Origin of the sequence: Collinsella sp. AK_207A (genome assembly GCF_902501965.1) — a bacterium.
Lineage (GTDB): Bacteria > Actinomycetota > Coriobacteriia > Coriobacteriales > Coriobacteriaceae > Collinsella.
Genome location: NZ_CABWID010000005.1, coordinates 40,350 through 58,975, shown reverse-complemented (window position 1 = coordinate 58,975; position 18,626 = coordinate 40,350). Strand labels below are relative to the sequence as shown.

17 protein-coding genes are annotated in these 18,626 nt (G+C 64.4%); 15 read left to right on the top strand and 2 right to left on the bottom strand.

Annotated elements, in window-relative coordinates:
• On the top strand, positions 1-191 hold a 191-nt coding region (locus tag GDJ97_RS09465), incomplete at its 5' end, for a hypothetical protein (RefSeq protein ID WP_226808702.1).
• A 5-nt stretch (positions 192-196) separates the two neighbouring features.
• Here GDJ97_RS09465 and GDJ97_RS01455 read toward each other — a convergent pair.
• Both GDJ97_RS01455 and GDJ97_RS01450 read right to left on the bottom strand, forming a co-directional pair.
• Positions 197-1,276, bottom strand: coding sequence for a 6-phosphofructokinase (locus GDJ97_RS01455; RefSeq protein ID WP_152069463.1), 1,080 nt, complete (start codon positions 1,274-1,276; stop codon positions 197-199).
• A 114-nt stretch (positions 1,277-1,390) separates the two neighbouring features.
• Complete coding sequence (locus tag GDJ97_RS01450) at positions 1,391-1,969, bottom strand: GNAT family N-acetyltransferase (protein ID WP_152069462.1); 579 nt, start codon at positions 1,967-1,969, stop codon at positions 1,391-1,393.
• Positions 1,970-2,085: 116 nt separating this feature from the next.
• On the opposite strand from GDJ97_RS01450, the gene GDJ97_RS01445 reads away from it, so the two are divergent.
• From GDJ97_RS01445 to GDJ97_RS01385, 14 genes are all read left to right on the top strand, one after another.
• On the top strand, positions 2,086-2,583 hold the full coding sequence (locus GDJ97_RS01445) for a dCMP deaminase family protein (protein WP_152069461.1): 498 nt from the start codon (positions 2,086-2,088) through the stop codon (positions 2,581-2,583).
• On the top strand, positions 2,580-2,780 hold the full coding sequence (locus GDJ97_RS01440; protein WP_152069460.1) for a hypothetical protein: 201 nt from the start codon (positions 2,580-2,582) through the stop codon (positions 2,778-2,780). The genes GDJ97_RS01445 and GDJ97_RS01440 overlap by 4 nt, the downstream gene beginning before the upstream one ends.
• Positions 2,781-2,840: 60 nt before the next feature.
• The gene (locus tag GDJ97_RS01435) at positions 2,841-3,776 is read left to right on the top strand and encodes a diacylglycerol kinase family protein (protein ID WP_152069459.1); all 936 of its coding nucleotides are present in this window, start codon (positions 2,841-2,843) and stop codon (positions 3,774-3,776) included.
• 137 nt (positions 3,777-3,913) lie between these two features.
• Positions 3,914-4,429: an HD domain-containing protein gene (locus GDJ97_RS01430; RefSeq protein WP_152069458.1), complete on the top strand. Its 516-nt coding sequence runs from the start codon at positions 3,914-3,916 to the stop codon at positions 4,427-4,429.
• The gene (locus GDJ97_RS01425; protein ID WP_152069457.1) at positions 4,426-5,472 is read left to right on the top strand and encodes a putative ABC transporter permease; all 1,047 of its coding nucleotides are present in this window, start codon (positions 4,426-4,428) and stop codon (positions 5,470-5,472) included. Before GDJ97_RS01430 ends, GDJ97_RS01425 begins: the two co-directional genes overlap by 4 nt.
• Before the next feature lie 122 nt (positions 5,473-5,594).
• On the top strand, positions 5,595-6,452 hold the full coding sequence (locus GDJ97_RS01420; RefSeq protein ID WP_152069456.1) for an Mrp/NBP35 family ATP-binding protein: 858 nt from the start codon (positions 5,595-5,597) through the stop codon (positions 6,450-6,452).
• Positions 6,453-6,471: 19 nt separating this feature from the next.
• Positions 6,472-7,797, top strand: a complete 1,326-nt coding sequence (locus tag GDJ97_RS01415) for an FAD-dependent oxidoreductase (RefSeq protein ID WP_226808700.1) — start codon at positions 6,472-6,474, stop codon at positions 7,795-7,797.
• A 148-nt stretch (positions 7,798-7,945) separates the two neighbouring features.
• On the top strand, positions 7,946-9,514 hold the full coding sequence (locus tag GDJ97_RS01410; protein WP_152069455.1) for a type I restriction-modification system subunit M: 1,569 nt from the start codon (positions 7,946-7,948) through the stop codon (positions 9,512-9,514).
• Positions 9,515-9,516: 2 nt separating this feature from the next.
• The gene (locus GDJ97_RS09745; RefSeq protein ID WP_373422652.1) at positions 9,517-9,708 is read left to right on the top strand and encodes a Fic family protein; all 192 of its coding nucleotides are present in this window, start codon (positions 9,517-9,519) and stop codon (positions 9,706-9,708) included.
• Between the two features lies 1 nt (position 9,709).
• Entirely contained in the window at positions 9,710-10,687 is a 978-nt protein-coding gene (gene rhuM / locus GDJ97_RS01405; RefSeq protein WP_152069454.1) for a virulence protein RhuM/Fic/DOC family protein, read from the top strand.
• Positions 10,680-11,951 carry a restriction endonuclease subunit S gene (locus tag GDJ97_RS01400; protein WP_152069453.1) on the top strand — a complete coding sequence of 424 codons (1,272 nt, stop codon included), beginning with the start codon at positions 10,680-10,682 and terminating at the stop codon, positions 11,949-11,951. The genes rhuM and GDJ97_RS01400 overlap by 8 nt, the downstream gene beginning before the upstream one ends.
• A gap of 203 nt (positions 11,952-12,154) precedes the next feature.
• Complete coding sequence (locus GDJ97_RS01395; protein ID WP_152069452.1) at positions 12,155-13,606, top strand: ATP-binding protein; 1,452 nt, start codon at positions 12,155-12,157, stop codon at positions 13,604-13,606.
• Between the two features lie 63 nt (positions 13,607-13,669).
• Positions 13,670-16,786: a type I restriction endonuclease subunit R gene (locus GDJ97_RS01390; protein WP_152069451.1), complete on the top strand. Its 3,117-nt coding sequence runs from the start codon at positions 13,670-13,672 to the stop codon at positions 16,784-16,786.
• Positions 16,787-16,922: 136 nt separating this feature from the next.
• Entirely contained in the window at positions 16,923-18,593 is a 1,671-nt protein-coding gene (locus GDJ97_RS01385; protein WP_152069450.1) for an NAD(P)/FAD-dependent oxidoreductase, read from the top strand.
• Positions 18,594-18,626 lie beyond the last annotated feature (33 nt).

The window sequence follows — 18,626 nt, the reverse complement described above, 5'->3', positions numbered from 1 at the left end:
CCCAGGAAACGGACGAGCGGATCGCCCCCCCTCTAGTGCCTGAGGCACCCGCAGACAATCAAACGGGCTCCAAACGGACCCTTGAATCCCTGTCGGCTCTACAAAAACCAACCAAAACCGCCAAAAATCCGCTTGAAATTGAAAAAAGCGCTTCTGCTACCCCGAACGTGTCATCGAACCCGGTTCCCTGACACGCCTACTCGTCGCCGAAGCTGATGCCCAGCGCCTTCGCCTCGTGGACCAGGTCGCTCTCCGGATCAACGTATTTCAGCTTGCCGGCCACCTCGGCAAGCGGCATGTGGCACATCTTGCCGTCGCGCTGGGCGATCATGATGCCGAACTCGCCCGCCAGGCAGGCGAGGGCCGCCTCCACGCCGCACTGCGTGGCGAAGATACGGTCCTGGGCGTCCGGCTCGCCGCCGCGCTGGGTGTGGCCGGGAATGGCCACGCGCGTCTCGCGTCCCGTGCGCTCCTCGATCTCTTTGGCGATGTCGTACACGATGGACGGGCTGGTACGGGCCGCCACGCGCTTCTTGTACTCCTTCTTGGGAAGGGCGGCCTCCTCCTTGGAGATGGCGCCCTCGGCCACGGCGATGATGGCGAACTTGCCGCCGCCGTGGATGCGCTCCTCGATGCAGCGGACCACGTTTTCCATGTCGTAGGGAATCTCGGGGATGAGGATGACGTCGGCACCGCCGGCCACACCCGCGTACAGCGGAATCCAGCCTACCTTGTGGCCCATGATCTCGATCACGAACACGCGGCCGTGGCTCGAGGCGGTGGTGTGGATGTCGTCGATGCAGCGCGTGGCCACGTCGATGGCGCTCGTGAAGCCAAAGGTGATGTCGGTGCCCCAGGTGTCGTTGTCGATGGTTTTAGGCAGAGCGATGACGTTCAGGCCCTCCTGCGCCAGGCGGTTGGCGGTCTTGGTGGAGCCGTTGCCACCCAGCATGAACAGGCAGTCGAGCTTGAGCTTGTGGTAGGTGTGGACCATCGCGGGAACCTTCTCAACGCCGTCCTCGCCCGGGATGTCGAGCAGCTTGAAGGGCGTGCGGCTGGTACCGAGGATGGTGCCGCCGCGGGTGAGGATGCCGGAGAAGTCGGCGGGTGTCATCACGCGGAACTGGCCGTAGATGAGACCGCGGTAGCCGTTCTCAAAGCCGTAGATCTCCACGGGCTCCTCGCTCTTGTGTACGAGTGCCTTCACGATGCCGCGCATGGTGGCATTGAGCGCCTGGCAGTCGCCGCCGCTCGTGAGCAAGCCGATTCGAAGCATAGGATGACCTCCCTGGTCGTGCCGATAGCCCTCACAGTATAGGTCAACGAGTCCGTCTTCCTGCCAAAATGCGCACCGTGGCGGCTACGGCGAAGAACTCCCGCGGCGCAGCGGCTAGAGGACGGCGTCCCCCGCAAGCTGCGCAAACGGCCGGAACGGTGCGGGCGGCACCTCGTGGTCGCCGAGCGCGCGCCAGAGGTAGACCGTGTCGTGCCAGGCACCCTGCTTGTAACCCGTGGCGGGAAAGCGCCCCACCTCGGTGAACCCCCGCGCGCGGTGGAAAGCCAGGCTCGCCTCGTTGCTCGCCGTGATGCACGCGTAGGCGTTCTGCACGCCCTGGAGGGCGAGCAAGCGGAGCAGAGATTCGTACAGGGCCGTGCCCACGCCGTGGCCGCGCGCGTCTTCGGCGAGGTAGATGGTAAGCTCCACGTTCCAGCCGTCTGCCTCGCGCGCACGGAAGGGCTCGGCCTGCGCCCAACCGAGGAGCGTGCCGTCCGGCTGCTCGGCCACTAGGAAGGGATAGCGCTCGAGCGTCTGGCGGATGTCCCGCTCCACCTCGGCCGCCGTGGGCGGCTCAAAGGCAAAGTTGTAGGGCGTGCACTCCACGTACGGCGCCTTGATGCGCTGCACCGCGGGCGCGTCCGCGGGCCGCGCTGTGCGAATCCGATACGCTGTGTGCTGGTTGGTCTCCATGCCCTGCTCCCGTCCCTGCGCGGCGATGATTTTGAAGCGACGCCCGTGCCCTGCTTGCATCTGGGTAGAAGATACCTCATTGTGAACGCAAGCAACGCCCAACCGGGAGGCTGGTCATGTCGAGCAAACGCGAGAACGTTATCTCTTGGGACGAATTCTTCATGCGCGTCGCCATCGCGGCGCAGCTGCGCAGCAAGGATCCCAACACGCAGGTCGGCGCCTGCATCGCCGACACCAATCACCGCATCCTCTCCGTGGGCTACAACGGCACGCCCTCAGCTCTGAACGACGATGACTTTCCCTGGGGCACCTCGGACGATCCCTTGGAGGACAAGCACAACTACGTGGTGCATGCCGAGGCGAACGCGGTGCTCAACTACCGCGGTTCGCTGAAGGACCTGGGCGGCGCCACCGTGTACGTCACGCTCTTCCCCTGTCACGACTGCGCCAAGATCATGGCGCAGGTGGGTATCGGCGAGGTTGTCTACCTGGACAACAAATACGCCGATACCGATGACGCCCGCATCTCGCGACGCATTCTGGACTCGTGCGGCATCCGCTATCGCCAGGTGTCGGTGGGTGCGGACGCCGTCGAGGGTGGTGGCGCTCGATGAGCCTGGTGCTCGTGCTCTTCATAGCCTGCCTTTGCCTGGCGTTCATCATCATGGCGCTGGCGCTCATGGGCGCGGTCGTGGGCCTCGCCCTCAAGCTGCTGCCCGTGGCGCTCATCGTGGTCGCGGTGCTGTTCTTCATGCACGGAGGCAGGGTGAACATCGATCTGCATCTTCCCGAGCGCTGGAAGAAGAAATAGCCCCAGGGTGTTGGCGGCCGCCCGTCATCTCGGCGGCGGTCGTGAGGAAGAAGGTCCTGCATGTTGGCATCAGCGCTCGGACGTGCGCTCGTCATCGCCAATCCCGCCGCGCGGAGCGGCGAGGGTGCCCGCGCGGCCGGGGAGGTCGAGGCGTTCCTTGCCGCCCATCCCGAGGCGACGCACGGGTTTGAGGTGCGCTCGACCGCGGCGGCGGGCGATGCCCAGCGCATGGCCGCGGCTGCGGCGGTCGAGGGGTTCGACACCGTGGTGGCGCTCGGGGGCGACGGCATCGTCCACGAGATCGTGAACGGGCTCATGGAGCTCCCGCGCGCGGAGCGCCCGGCGCTGGGCCTCATCCCCATGGGGTCGGGCAACGACTACGCGCGCACGCTCGGCATGGCGCGCGGCAGCCTGCGCCGCGCGCTGGAGCAACTCTGCCACGGGCGTATCCGCGAGTTCGAGGCAGGCTGCGTGAACGGCGTGTACTTCATGCAGACGCTTTCGTTCGGCCTGGATTCCGCCATTGCGCTCGACACAGTGGAGCGCCGCGCCGAGGGTGCGCGGCAGCGGGGCGAGGCGCTCTTCATGACCTCAGGCTTGAAGGTGATGGGCCGGGCGCGTACGGGCTGGCCCTGCACGGCCCGCTTTGACGGGGGTGAGCCGGAGGAGCTCTCCGAACTGGTCTTTGCCGTGCAGGTGGGCCCAACCTACGGAGGCGGGTTCCGTATCTGCCCCGCCGCCGACCCGGCAGACGGCTTGCTCGACGTGTGCTACAACGTGCGTCGCCCGTCGATCGCTCATATCCTGGCGCTCTTCGCCCTGGCGCGGCGCGGTGCCCATGCGGGTTCGCGCGTCGTGCGCCTGCGGTGCGTTCGGCGCATCGAACTCGATTTTCCCCTGGAGCCGCCGGTGCAGGTGGACGGCGAGCGCCTGCGGGGCACGCATTTCAACGTGGAGGTCGTGCCCGCCGCGCTCCGGGTCGTGGCGCCGCGCTGACGTGTGGGCGGCGCCGGGTTCCGTAGTGTCCGTGTGGCCGCGCCGGCGCTGGCCGTCCCACGGCGTGCTGCGGAGATAATGGGTCGCAATTAACGGGAAAGGGCGGGCCCATGGAGCGCTCGCCGCGGGGAGGATCGATGGGTCGGAGCAAAACGGGCGTGGTCGCCGAGGTTCACGCGGTGGCAAGCGCGTTGGAGGAACAGGGGCGCCTCGGCCTGACGCGCCAGTTCATCCAGCATGGCGATGTGACGGTCTTTGCCCACGTCAACGCCGTTGCCGTTACAGCGGCTCGCATGGCCGATGCCCTTGCGCACGTGGGCATCGGCACCGACCGCTCTTCCCTCATCCGCGGTGCGCTGCTGCACGACTACTTTCTCTACGACTGGCACGATCCCGATCCGAGCCATCGACTGCACGGGTTCCGCCATCCGTTCACGGCGCTGCGCAATGCCGAGGCAGACTTCTCGCTGACGGCTCGCGAGCGCAACATCATCGTCCGCCACATGTTCCCTCTGGTGCCGATTCCGCCTACGTGCCGCGAGGCCTGGATCGTGTGCCTGGCCGACAAGTACTGCGCGCTGCGGGAGACCGTGGAGGGCCGCCTGCGCGGCCGCACGCGTACCGGCTCCGATCCTCGCGGGAGCCGCGCATGATTCGCACTGCCCTGCCCGTGGTGCCCCCGGTGGTGGGGGCGGCCGCTGCGTCGCTCATCCTGAACGGTGCCACCATCTCGGGCGCGCCGCTTTCCGCGCTCATCATCTCGTTTTTCGTCTACGGCTTCATCGGCTGGGCGTACGAGTCCACCGTCTGCGCCATGCTCGCGCACGGGCGCTTTGCCAACAGCGGGTTCCTGCTCGGCCCGTGCTGTCCCATCTACGGCGTGGGCGGCATCGCGTGCTGGCTCGCGCTGCGCGGCGTGGAGAGCGTGCCCAGTCAGTTCGCGCTCGCCGCGGTGGTGTGCTGCGCCATCGAGTACGTGGTGGGATGGGCGCTCGAGCAGATCACCAACGCCCGCTTCTGGGACTACTCGCGCTTTCCGCTGAACCTGCACGGGCGCATCTGCCTGTACGGGGCGCTCGTTTTTGGCACCGCGGCGTTGCTGGTGTGCCGCGTGGCGCAGCCGGCGCTCCTGGATGCGATGCTGCACGTTCCGGCTCCCGCGCTCATGGCGGTGGCCATGGTGCTCGTGGCCCTGACCGCGGTGGATGCCGTCTTTGCGCTTGCGAGCTGGCGCCGTCTCTCCGCCCAGCTGGAAGACCTGCGCGCCGAGATGGCCGAGCGCATCAACGAGGGTCTGCGTGACGTGTCGGACGGCCTGCTCGAGCACGTGCCCGAGCAGGCTGTGGATTCCGTGCAGACCGCGCACACGCGGGGACGCGCCATCAACGCCTGGCTCGCCACGCTCTCCGACGCCGCGATGGACGCGCTGCGCGAGAAGCTCGAGATTCCCGCCTTTGTGGTGGAGGGCAGCGAGGGCCTGCGCATGACGGCGAAGCGCCTAGTTAGTTCGGTGCCGCGTCCGCGCATGCCGGAGCGCCCGCGCCGCCCCGCGCGCCCGGTGCCCAAGCTGCGGCTGCGCCGTCGCGACCTGCGCTACTTCAACGCCTTCCCCAACCTGCGCATGCTGCCCTACGAGGGCGTCATCCGCGCGACGAACCTGGCCGACCGCGCGCGCGAGCTGTTCCGTCGCCGGTAGCGGATAGGGTTTCGCCCGTTGCCCGCGGGCGTTCGGGGTGCCGTGGCGCATACGCGCGCATCTGACACGCCCGTGCGCGCATGGGTACAATGGGGCCGTGTTTCCGAGAGAGAGGACGTGCCATGGGGTGCGGAGAAGCAGCGGCGGCGGGCGGCAAGCGCGCTCCGATGCAGTTTGAGGAGAATAACCTGTCCGAGGTCAAGCGCGTGATCGCCGTGCTCTCGGGCAAGGGCGGCGTGGGCAAGTCGCTCGTGACGGGCGCGCTCGCGGTGGAGCTCGCGCGCGGGGGCGCCAAGGTGGGCATCCTGGATGCCGACATCACCGGCCCCTCCATCCCCAAGATGATGGGCATGAGCGGGCGCCACGCGGGGGCTTTGGGCAAGCTGCTGCTGCCCGAGATCTCCGCGCACGGCATCAAGGTCATGAGCTCCAACTTGCTCCTCGAGCACGAGACGGACCCGGTGCTCTGGCGCGGTCCGGTCATCGCCGGCGCCATCCGTCAGTTCTGGTCCGAGACGAGTTGGGGCCCGCTCGACTACCTGCTGGTCGACATGCCTCCGGGAACGGGCGACGTGGCCCTCACCGTGTTCCAGTCGCTCCCGGTGGACGGCATCGTCATCGTGACGAGCCCGCAGGACCTGGTGAGCATGATCGTGGCCAAGGCCGTGAACATGGCCGAGAAGATGAACGTGCCCGTGCTCGGCGTGGTCGAGAACATGAGCTACGTGACCTGCCCGGATTGCGGCAAGAAGATCGAGGTCTTCGGCAAGAGCAAGCTCGATGCTGTGGCGGGGGAGTACCAGGTCGACGTGCTCGGCTGCGTGCCCATCGATCCGGCGCTCGCTGCCGCCTGCGATGCGGGCACCTTTGAGAACGAGCTGCCGGAGGGCCTGTTGCCCGAGGCGGTTGCCAAGATTCGCGCCGTGTCGGCGCACGAGGGCGATGTGGACGACGCGGATGACGCAGGCGCGAGCGCCTAGGGCTTGAGGGGCGGAATCGGTGACGCAGCGGTCGGGCCGCATGGAATCGGAAGCGCCGTGCTTTGACGTTGCCGTGATTGGCGGCGGTGCCTCCGGGCTCGCGGCTGCCATTGCGGCGGCGCGCGCGGGGGCACGCGTGGTCGTGCTCGAGCGCGACGTGGCGTGCGGCCTGCCGATTCTCTCCACCGGCAACGGGCGCTGCAACTTGTCCAACGTTCATCTGGATGCGCAGCGCTACCACGACCCTGACGCCGCCCGCGCGGTGATGGGGCCGGCGCCCGAGGCCGCGGTTACCGGCTTCTTCGACTCTTTGGGGCTTCTGGCCTGCGAGATCGAAGGCAGGTTGTATCCCGCGACGCGTCGGGCCGAGTCCGTGCGAGATGTGTTGCTCCGCGGGGTCGCGCGCGCGGGCGTGGAGCTCTCCTGCGGGTGCGAGGTTGCCACCGCGGATTACGACGGCTCGGCATGGGGGCTCCGCGTGCTGCGCCCCGAGCGCGCGGTTCGCTTTGAAGGGGATTTGCGTCGCGCGCGCAAGGCCCTGGCTGCGGCCCACCGGGTTGAGGAGACCGTGCGCGCACGCCGCGTGGTGCTCGCGACCGGCGGTTCCAGCGCGCCCGCCTTTGATCTCTTCGGCCTGCCCCATGTGGTGGAGGCTCCCGTGCTGTGCCCCATCGCCTGCGCTCCGGCACAGGTGAGCCTGCGGGGGCTCGACGGCTTGCGTGTGGAGGCCGATGTCTCCCTCGTTCGCTCCGGAGAGACGGTGTACCGCGAGGCGGGGGAGGTGCTCTTCCGTTCCTACGGCATCTCGGGCATCGTGGCGTTCGACATCTCCCGCCGCGTGGCGCCGGGGGATACGCTCGAGCTCGATCTGTTCCCGCAACTCACCTCCGGCGAGTTGATGGGCTTGTTACGAGCACGCGAGGATGCGGTTGGCACCTTCGATGGGCGGGATCCCGCCTGGTTGGACGGCCTGCTGGCGCGCCCCGTCTCCCGTTTGCTGCTCGAGATGGATGCCGCCGCGTGCGCGGGCGTTTCCGACGGTTTGCGCGGGGATGTGCTCACGCGCCTGGCCAAGCTTGCCAAGCGGTTACCGCTCGTAGTGCGGGGCCGCACCGAGGAGCGCCAGGCCCAGGTGCGGCGCGGCGGCGTGCCGCTCGATGCCGTTGACCTGGAGACGCTGGCCGTCGATTCCGGGGTGGTGCCCGCCGTGCACGTCTGCGGCGAGATGCTCGACCAAGACGCGGACTGCGGCGGCTTCAACCTGGCATGGGCATGGCTCTCCGGCCTGCGCGCGGGCCGCGCCGCTGCCGCTGCGGCCATCAACACCGCACGACCGAACGAGTAAATGGGATCTCACCCGAAAGTGGTACGCCTGGACAGTCTCGGCGTGCCACTTTTCAGCGCGGGTGGGTCAATGCAGCTATCCGTTCCATCGGTTAGACTAGCAGGCGTATTATCAGCGACCCTAAAAGCAGGGGAAAGGTTAGCTGACCATGGCTCAATCCGACAGGCAGGCCCAACGTGCCGAGCTTCACAAGGCCATCTGGGGAATTGCAGACGAAGTGCGCGGCGCGGTGGACGGCTGGGACTTCAAGGCGTATATCCTCTGCTTCTTGTTCTACCGCTTCATTTCCGAGGACCTTGCCGAGTACATCGATACCGGCGAGCACGAGGCGGGCGACCCCACCTTCTCCTATGCCGAGCTTTCCGACGATGATGCCGAGGCGGCTCGCGCCGATCTTCTCAAGGATATGGGCTACTTCATCCTGCCCTCGCAGCTGTTCGCGAATATCGCCAAGGCACCGGACAGGGACCCTGAGCTCAACATCCACGTCAAGGAGATCTTCGAGGCTATCGAGGGTTCCAGCGTGGGCACCTCGTCCGAAGACAGCTTCAAGGGCTTGTTCGACGACGTGGACGTTACCTCCAACAAGCTCGGTGGCGACCTCGTGGAGCGGAACGCGCGCCTCGCCAAGATCATCGAGGGCATTCGAGACCTCGACTTTGGTAGCGTCCGGGACGCAAGCATCGATCTGTTCGGCGATGCCTACGAGTACCTCATGAACATGTACGCCAGCCAAGCGGGTAAGTCGGGCGGCGAGTTCTTCACCCCGCAGGAAGTGTCTGAGCTTCTCGCGCGCATCGTCATCGGTCATCGTACGAGCGTCAACAAGGTCTACGACCCTGCCTGCGGTTCCGGTTCGCTCTTGCTCAAGTTCGCCAAGATCCTGGGCCCCGAGAACGTGCGTGGCGGGTTCTTCGGTCAGGAGATCAACCCCACTACCTACAACCTGGCCCGCATCAACATGTTCCTGCACCACGTGAACTTCAGCGACTTCGATATCGCTCGTGGCGATACCCTGCTCAATCCGCAGCATTGGGATGACGAGCCGTTCGATGCCATCGTCTCCAATCCACCCTACTCGGTGAAGTGGGTGGGCGACAACGATCCCACCCTCATCAACGACCCGCGCTTCAGCCCGGCGGGCGTGCTCGCGCCCAAGGGCTACGCGGACCTTGCGTTCACCATGCACATGCTCTCATGGCTCTCCACCGAGGGCACGGCCGCTATCGTCGAGTTCCCCGGCGTCCTTTACCGAGGAGGCGCCGAGGAGAAGATCCGCCGCTACCTTGTGGACAACAACTTCGTGGACGCTGTCATCCAGCTGCCGGCGAACCTCTTCTTTGGCGTCACCATCGCTACCTGCGTTATCGTGCTTTCCCGACACAAGGCGGACGACCAGGTGCTCTTCGTTGACGCGAGCGAGCTCTTCGGCCACGTGGGCAACAAGAACGTTCTCATGCCGGAGCATATCGAGAAAATCGCCGACGCCGTTATCGATCGCACGGAGGAGGAGTACTTCTCCAAGCTCGTGGGCATCACCGAGATCGGTGGGGAGGCCAACCACTACAACCTGTCTGTGGGTACCTGGGTCGAGAAGCGCGACACCCGCGTAAAGGTGGATATTGCCGAGCTGAACGAGCGCATCGCCGGCATCGTGGCGCGTGAGCAGCAGCTCCGCTCCCAGATCGACGCCATCGTGGCGGACCTGGAGGGCTAAGGATGGCGTACGAATCTCCCTGCAGCCTGATCCCTGTGATGCTCGCTCGAGTTGCCACTATCGGCGAGCTTTCCGACCGCAACAGCTTTGCAAAGAACTATCTCAACCCAGCACTGGAAAGCGGGCTCGTAGAGCGCATCATTCTGGGCAAACCGCGAAGCCGAAACCAAAAGTACCGCAGGACGTGGAAGTGACATGAGTGGGATTGACGAAGTGACGGCACACGCCGTAGGAACGGGGAATCAAATCGAGCTGTACCGCGCCGACGACGGTAGCGTGCAACTTGAGGTGAGTGTGTCCGGCGATACGGTATGGCTGACGCAGGCGCAGATGGCGGAGCTGTTTGGCCGGTCGGTTGCGGCCGTGTCGCGGCATATATCAAACGCCTTGAACGAAGGGGAGATAGATGGGCAGAGCAATTTGCAAAAAGTGCAAATTGCCAGCTCAGACAGGCCGATAACCCTCTATGACCTTGATGTCATCATCTCGGTGGGGTACAGGGTTAAATCTCAGCAGGGCGTGCAGTTCCGCCGCTGGGCCACCAAGGTGCTGCGACGGTATCTTACGCAGGGCTATGCCGTAAGCGAGCAGCGCTTGGAGCAGCTCGGGCGCGTGGTGCGAGTACTGGCTCAAACCGACAATGCGCTTGCCGAGGGTATTGCCGGTGTCGTACAGAGTTACCTGCCTGGCTTGACCGTCCTGCGCGACTTCGATGCGCACACCTTGAATCCCAAGCCCGAGGCCAAACCAGTGTGGGAGCTTACACTCGATGCGGCGCGCTCCGTGGTGGCGCGGTTGCGCGAAACGTATCCGGCAGATAGTTTGCTCGGTGTGGAGCGCGGGCATGACTTGGAGCGTATCATCGCCTCGATCTACCAGGGCTTTGACGGCCAAGATGCCTATCCGACCGTGGAGGAGAAGGCGGCCCATCTGTTGTATTTCATGGTGAAGGACCATCCTTTCTGCGATGGCAACAAGCGAGCCGGCGCGGCGCTGTTCGCGGCGTTTCTGCACGCAAATGCCAGGTCATTCGATGCGGGATGCGAGCCACACGTTACCAACAACAATCTCGCGGCAGTTACCCTGTTGATTGCTGCGAGCAGACCAGAGGAGAAAGACCTGATGATCGATCTCGTCATGCGGCTCATGAGGACGGAGGAATCCTATGGGTAAGATCGACGAGCTGATTGCCGAGCTCTGCCCGGATGGGGTGGAGTACAAGGCGCTGGGTGAGGTTGGCTCTATCTACGGTGGCCTTACCGGTAAGACGAAAGCTGACTTTGGCAAGGGTGAGGGGCGATTCGTCTCTTACGTTAACGTCTATAACAATTCCGCTGTTGACTATTCTAATCTGACTCCCGTCGTCATCAATGAGGGCGAGAGGCAGAGAGAGATACGGACTGGTGATGTCTTGTTCACGGCATCATCGGAGACCCCTGACGATTGTGGGATGTCTTCAGTCGTGTTGGATGCCCCAGCTTTTCCAATCTATCTAAATAGTTTCTGCTTTGGCTGGAGACCGACCGATGCGATCCAGTTGGATCCTGGGTACTGCAAACACATTTTTCGAGCAGAAGATTGTAGGAAGCAAATTAGGAAAACGGCTAACGGAGTTACCCGCTTTAACATCTCCAAAGAGCGCATTAAGCGGGTTCAGATTCCTATCCCGCCCATGGAAATCCAGCAGGAGATCGTGAGAATTCTAGACTCCTTCGCGGAGCTGGAGGCGGAGCTGGAGGCGGAGCTGGAGGCGGAGCTGGAGGCGGAGCTGGAGGCACGTAGGGCGCAATACGCTTACTACCGCGATAAACTGCTCGACTTTACAGAGAGAGAGTCCGTCTCGTGGCAAAAGCTGGGAGAGGTGGGAACCTTCATGCGGGGTCGACGCTTCACAAAGGCAGACTACCGCGAGCAGGGCATTCCCTCAATCCATTACGCCGACATCTACACGAAGCTCGACACGTGGGCGACGAAGGCAGTGGCCTTCGTGGACGAGGGGAAGAGAGATGCGCTTCGCTACGCTCAGCCCGGTGACCTCGTCATCGCGTGCACGGGTGAGGACGCCGAGGACATCGCGAAGGCCGTTGCGTGGCTCGGCGACGAGCCCGTCGCCGTCCATGACGACTGCTGCGTGTTTCATCACAAGCTGGATCCCAAGTACGTCTCCTACCTGTTCCAGACCAACCGCTTCGCCCGCTTCAAGAGGCGTTATGCGACCGAGGCGAAGATGACACGTCTCTCGGCCGAGCGCATCACACAGTTCGAGATCCCCGTACCACCTCTCTCCGAGCAGCGCCGCATTGTCGACATCCTCGATCGCTTCGAGGCCCTCACTACATCGCTCTCGGACGGCCTGCCCGCCGAGATCGAGGCGCGCCGCCAACAGTACGAGCACTACCGCGATAAGCTCCTCGACTTTCCGCGGAAGGTTGCATAACGTCAATGTCAGACAGCTCGGCATTCCGAGCTGTCAAATTATGGGTTTTGTCGTCACAAGATCATCAATTACGCAAATCTAGACAAAACTACGCAAACCGTCCGGACCATTTGCGTAAAACTGTCCAAGATATGAGAAAAACTTCGCAACTATTCGCTAAAATTACTCAAGTGTTTTGAAAACTCAATTGCAGGGAGGCACGCATGGAACGACGAAACCTCATCGAACTTATCGAGTCCATCCAGCGGCGCCAATGCGAGGAGCAGACGGTCGAGGTAAAGGCTGCCACCCAGGGTGCCCCCAAGGTATACGACACCCTTTCGAGTTTTTCGAACCAAAGCGACGGGGGTGTCATCGTCTTCGGTTTGGATGAGAACAGCTCATTCGCCGCGGTCGGCGTCTACGACCCGCAGGCTCTGCAGAAGGCGGTTGCGGAGCAGGCGAAGGAGATCGAACCGTCCCTGTCGCCCGTGTTCGAGGTGGTCGAGTACCAGAGCGTCGTGATCGTCGGTTGCTACGTTGCGGGGCTTCCCATGGGCCAGCGGCCGGCGTATCGCAGGACCGCCGGCATCACCAAGGGTTCCTACGTGCGTGTGGGGGACCAGGACCTGCATATGGGCGCTCCCGAGCTCTACGAGATCGAGGCGTTCAAGAACGGCGCTCGCGATGACCTGGACGTGAGCCCCGCTTCCTCCATCGATATGCTGAGCGACGATTTCGTGGCAAAGTTCGTGCTGGATGCAAAGGCGGAGCGTCCCCATCTCTCGCATCGTTCGGCGGACGAGGTTCTCTCTCTTTCCGGTGCGGTGCGGAACGGAGCGCCAACGCTTGCGGGCATGCTCGCGCTCTCGGACTATCCTCAGCAGGCGTATCCCAACCTCTGCGTCACGGCCGTCGCCGTGGCGGGTAATGAGCTTGGCCAGGATGAACGAGGGAACCGCTTCTTGGATAACAAACGTTTCGAGGGAACGATCGGCCAGATGGTCGAGGATGCGCTCGCCTTCGTACGGCGGAACACGAGGACGCGGACCGTCGTCGTCGACGGCAAGCGGGAGGACGTGCCCGAGTATCCCGAGAACGCGGTTCGCGAGGTCATCGCCAACTCGCTCATGCATCGCGATTACGGCCCCTACAGCAACGGAACACCCACGCGCCTCATGTTGTTCAGCAACAGGCTCGAGGTCTGGAATCCGGGTGGCATCTACGGAGGCCAGAGCGTGGAGGATTTGGGGTACGTGAACGTCCAGACGCGCAATCCCACGCTCGTGTCCATTCTCGAGATCCAGGGGGTGGCTGAGAATCGGCATTCGGGGATTCCCGTCATTCGGGACGAGATGCGTCGTGCCGGGTTGCGTCCACCCGTCTTTAGGGATGTGCGCGGGACGTTTACCGCGCAGCTCTTCAACGAGCCGGAGGAGATGGGCCATGAGGGTGTGGCTGTCACCGCAGGGGGCGTTTCTCTGGAGGAGATTCTCGCGTTTTGCTCCGTTCCCAGAAGCAGGCGCGAAGTAGCGGAGCACTTTGGAATCGGTGTCTCTTACATGGGATCGCGCTATCTGAACCCCTTGGTAGCGAATGGAAAGCTCGCGATGACGATTCCGGAGAAGCCGAAGAGCAAGAATCAACGGTTCGTCGCGACGCGAGGGACAAGGTGATGGCAATGGAGTCTCGCGAACTTGATGGGTGCGCGTCTGGCGCCATGACATACTCCGTCCTCCTTGAGGGCCCGGAGGCGACGGTGTGCGCCCGGGCACCCCGCGTCGCCCGTCGATACCGCGGCATACCAATCCGAGGCAGAGCTCGAGCGCGCGCTTATCGACCAGCTCGTCGCCCAGGGCTATGGCAGACTCACCGTGCACGACGAAGCCGGGCTCGTCGCCAACCTGCGCGAGCGCATCGAGGAGCTCAACGGCTTCAGGTTCGCGGACGCCGACTGGGATGCGTTCTTCCGTGAGCACATCGCCAACGGCGCCGAGGGCATCGTCGAGAAGACGCGGCGCATCCAGAACGCGCCGATCATCGACTTCCAGATGGCGGATGGCACGTTGAAAAACGTCATGCTGCTGGATCGGGACCACATCCACCGCAATCGCCTGCAGGTCATGAACCAGTACGAGGCGGGCGAGGGCACCCACGAGAACCGCTACGACGTTACCATCCTCGTGAATGGCCTGCCGCTCGTGCACATCGAGCTCAAGCGCCGCGGCGTGGTGCTTCGCCAGGCGTTCAATCAGATCGAGCGTTACCAGCGCGAGAGCTTCTGGAGCGAGTCGGGACTCTTTGAGTACGTCCAGATCTTCATCATCTCCAACGGAACGCGCACCAAGTACTACTCCAACACGACCCGCTGGCAAAAGACCAACGGCGACCGCGGGCGCAAGACGAGCGCTTCCTATCAGTTCACGAGCTGGTGGACCGATGCCGAGAACCGCAAGATCATGGACCTTGCCCCGTTTGCGGCGTCGTTCCTCTCGCGCGGCACGCTCCTCATGGTGCTCACCCATTACTGCGTCTTCGACGTGAGCGAGAATCTGCTCGTGATGCGCCCGTACCAAATCTGCGCCACCGAGCGTATCCTCAACCGTATCCTCATCTCCGAGTCCGATAAGAAGCGCCTGGGTACGCTCGACGCCGGCGGGTACGTGTGGCACACCACGGGTTCGGGCAAGACGCTCACCTCCTTTAAGGCCGCCATCCTCGCATCGCGGATGGATGGGGTGGACAAGGTGCTCTTTGTGGTGGACCGCAAGGATCTGGATTACCAGACCATGAAGGAGTACAACAAGTTCCAGGAGGGTGCGGTCAACGGTTCCACCGATACCAAAGCCCTGAGCCGGAACCTGGAGTCCATGGCGGCGGACCGGCGAATCTGCGTCACCACCATCCAGAAGCTTGCCGTCTACCTGTCGAAAGCCGAGCGCGGTGGCGAGGTCTTCTCGCGTCACGTGGTGTTCATATTCGACGAGTGCCATCGTTCGCAATTCGGTAAGATGCACCAGGCGATTACCAAGTACTTTAGAAACTACCACCTATTCGGTTTTACCGGGACGCCCATCTTTGCCAAGAACGCCGGCACGGGCGGAGACCCTGAGCTGCGCACGACCGCTCAAGCCTTTGGCGAGTGCCTCCACAAGTACACGGTTGTGAACGCCATCGACGACGGTAACGTGTTGCCCTTCCGGGTGGACTACGTTAAGACCTTCCACCATGCGGACGGCAGGCCCGACGAGCGGGTGGAGGGCATCGACACCAACACGGCGTGGCAGAATCCGCGGCGCATCGAGCTCGTCTCCGAGTACATCCTCGACCACTTTGCCCAGAAGACCAAGCGTGACGGGGCGGCCTACCAGTACGGGAGCGCGCGGCGGAACGGCTTCAACGCGTTACTCGCCTGTGACTCCATTCCCACCGCCCAGGCGTATTACAAGAAGATCCGCGAGCTCGATGCCTCGCGTCCCGGTCCCAACCTCAAGGTCGCCACGATCTTCACGTTCGAGGCGAACGGGGACGAGGCCGACGGCATGCTCGCCGATGAGTCCATGGACGCCGATGCCATGCCGGCCGCCGACCGCGAGTTCCTCGATGCCGCGATCGGTGACTACAACGCGATGTTCGGCACGAGCTGCGGAACGGATGCCAAGGGATTCGACACCTACTACAAGGACGTCTCCATGCGCCTGAAGGGCGATGACGGGGTCAAGAAGCTGCCGGAGAACCAGTGCCTTGACCTGCTCATCGTGGTCAACATGTTCCTCACCGGCTTTGATGCCAAGACGCTGAACACCCTTTGGGTTGATAAGAACCTCCGCATGCACGGACTCATCCAGGCGTTCAGCCGCACCAACCGCATTCTCAACTCGGTTAAGACCTACGGCAACATCGTGTGCTTCCGGGACCTGTCCCGGCAGGTTGATGAGGCGCTCGGGCTCTTTGGCGACCCGAATGCCGGCGGTATCGTGCTGCTCCGGCCGTATGAGTCGTATTTCAAGGAGTATGCGGAGAAGCTCGATGAGCTGCGCACGGAGTTTCCGCTTTCGGGCTTCATGCTTTTAGGGGAGAAGGCCGAGCGGGCGTTCGTCATCCTCTTTGGGCAGATCCTGCGGTTGCGGAACATCCTCCAGAGCTTCGACGCCTATAAAGCGGATGACCCCATGGGTGAGCGCGAGCTGCAGGATTATCAGAGCCACTATCTCGACCTGGCCGATAAGTACAAGCGGCAGAAGAAAGCCGAGCTCTCGAGCATCGCTGATGACCTGGTGTTCGAGATGGAGCTCGTGAGCCAGGTGGACATCAACATCGATTACATCCTCATGCTCGTGGAGCGCCTGCATGGCGGTAACGCCAGCGACAAGGAGATCTCGGAGAAGATTCGTAGCTCGGTTGCCGCCTCACCGGAGCTGCGCGACAAGGCCGATTTGATCGAGGCGTTCTTACGGACGGTTGGCTTTGACGGCGGCGAGGGGTCGCAGAAGCTGATGGTCGATGCGGGCGATACCCCCGCGGCGCGTCATGCTTATATCCAGGGGGAATGGAAGAAGTTCGTGGCCCGTTCGATGGAGAAAGAGATCGAGGAGGCGGTGAGCGAGCAGAACCTCAAGCCACAAGAGACGCGCGAGCTCATCTCCGAAACGTTCGAGACGGGGAGCGTGCCCGATCAGGGCGTCTCGGTGGGGAAGATCATCAAACCCGTCTCGCGCTTTGCGAAGGGTAACCCCTACGGTGCGAAGCGTGAGGCTGCGGCGGCGTTCATCTTGGCGTTCTATAACAAGTATCGGAGCCTCACGAGAAGCTATCCCGCCGATTTGGAATACGACGCCGACAAGCCGACCAAATAAGGCTCGATGCATTGCCGGTCTCGAGCTGGGTGCCGGGCGGAGGCATATGGGCGAACGCCGCCTGCGTCTGCGCCCCAGGCAGTTCATTCGCTAGGATAGTAGGCGCACGCAGGCGCTGACGGAAACGGGGTTTTGCATGATCGAGGTGTCGAACATACGGGTGGCGCTGGATGCCGGTCGCGATGAGCAGGGGCTTCTCGCCGCCACGCGTCGGCGAGCGCTCAAGATCCTGGGCCTGCATCCGGCGGATGTCGAGGCTGCGGAACTCGCCCGCGTGTCCGTGGACGCGCGTAAGAAGAAAGACGTCCACTTTGTTGCGAGCGCCCGTCTGACCCTGCGCCGCGGCCTCTCGGATGGCGCGGTAGTCGCCGAGGTTCCCGCACGCGACGCTTCGCACGTGGCGGTGCTCGACGCCGCGCCCGCGGCCTGGCCCCGGCTCCAGCCGTCCGGTGCTGCCCTTGCGGAGCGTCCCGTGGTGGTGGGAGCCGGCTGCGCCGGCCTCTTCTGCGCGCTCGCCCTCGCCGAGGCGGGGCTCAAGCCGCTGCTCATCGAGCGGGGCGACGACGCCCGTCGGCGCACGGACCGCGTGACGCGCTTCGATCGCACGGGAGAACTCGACCCCGAGTGCAACATCCAATTCGGTCTGGGCGGCGCCGGAACGTTCTCGGATGGCAAGCTCACCACGGGCACGCGCAATCCCGATCACCGGCTCATCCTGCAAACCTTCGTGGAGGCGGGCGCCCCGCGCGAGATCCTCTGGGACGCCAAGCCGCACATCGGCTCGGACATCTTGCCCGACGTGGTGGAGGCGATCGTTGCGCGCATCCGGACGCTGGGCGGCGCGGTGCGCTTCCGCTGCCGGCTCACGGACATCGAGCGCGGGTCGTCGGGCGAGGTACGCGGCATCTCCGTGGAGGCCGCCGACCCTGCGGGCAGTGCCGTCACGGCCGATCGAATCCCCTGCGATACCGTGGTCCTCGCCTGCGGCCACTCCGCCCGCGACGTCTTCGAGCTCCTGCACGCCCGCGGCTTTGAGCTGCAGCGCAAGACCTTCGCCATGGGTGCGCGCGTGGAGCACCTGCAGCGCGACGTGGACCGCGCCCAGTACGGCCCCGCGGCGGGACATCCCTCGCTCGGCGCCGCGCCCTACAAGCTGGTGGCGCACGGTGCCGCGGGCCGCAGCCTCTACACCTTCTGCATGTGCCCGGGCGGCGAGGTGGTGGCGGCGGCGAGCGAGCCGGGCGGCGTGGTCACCAACGGCGCGAGCCTGCACGCGCGGGCGGGCGCCAACGCCAACGCCGCGCTCCTGGTGAACGTCAACCCGCAGGACCTTCCCGGCGACGACGTGCTCGCGGGTGTGGCGCTCCAGCGCCGGTGCGAGCGGGCGGCCTTCGAGCTCGGCGGGGGAGGATACCAGGCCCCGGTACAGCTCGTGGGAGATTTCCTAGCCGGTCGTCCGAGCGCGGGCCCCGGTCGCGTGAAGCCCACCTATCCGCGTGGCGTTTCGTGGGGCGCCATCGACGGCTGCCTGCCGGCACACGTGGCCGAGACCATGCGCGCCGGCATTCCCCTGCTCGCGCGCAAGCTCCGTGCCTTCGGGGATGCCGAGGCCGTGCTCACCGCCGTGGAGTCCCGCTCGAGCTCGCCCGTCACCGTGGTGCGCGACCGTGCGTGCGAGGCGGCGGGCGCGCCCGGCCTCTACCCGTGCGGCGAGGGCGCGGGGTACGCGGGCGGTATCATGTCGGCCGCGGCCGACGGCATCCGCGTGGCCCGCGCGATCCTCGGCGACGTCCCGGCGGGCCGCTAAACCGGGCCGCCGCCCGCCGCCCACCCGCTTCGC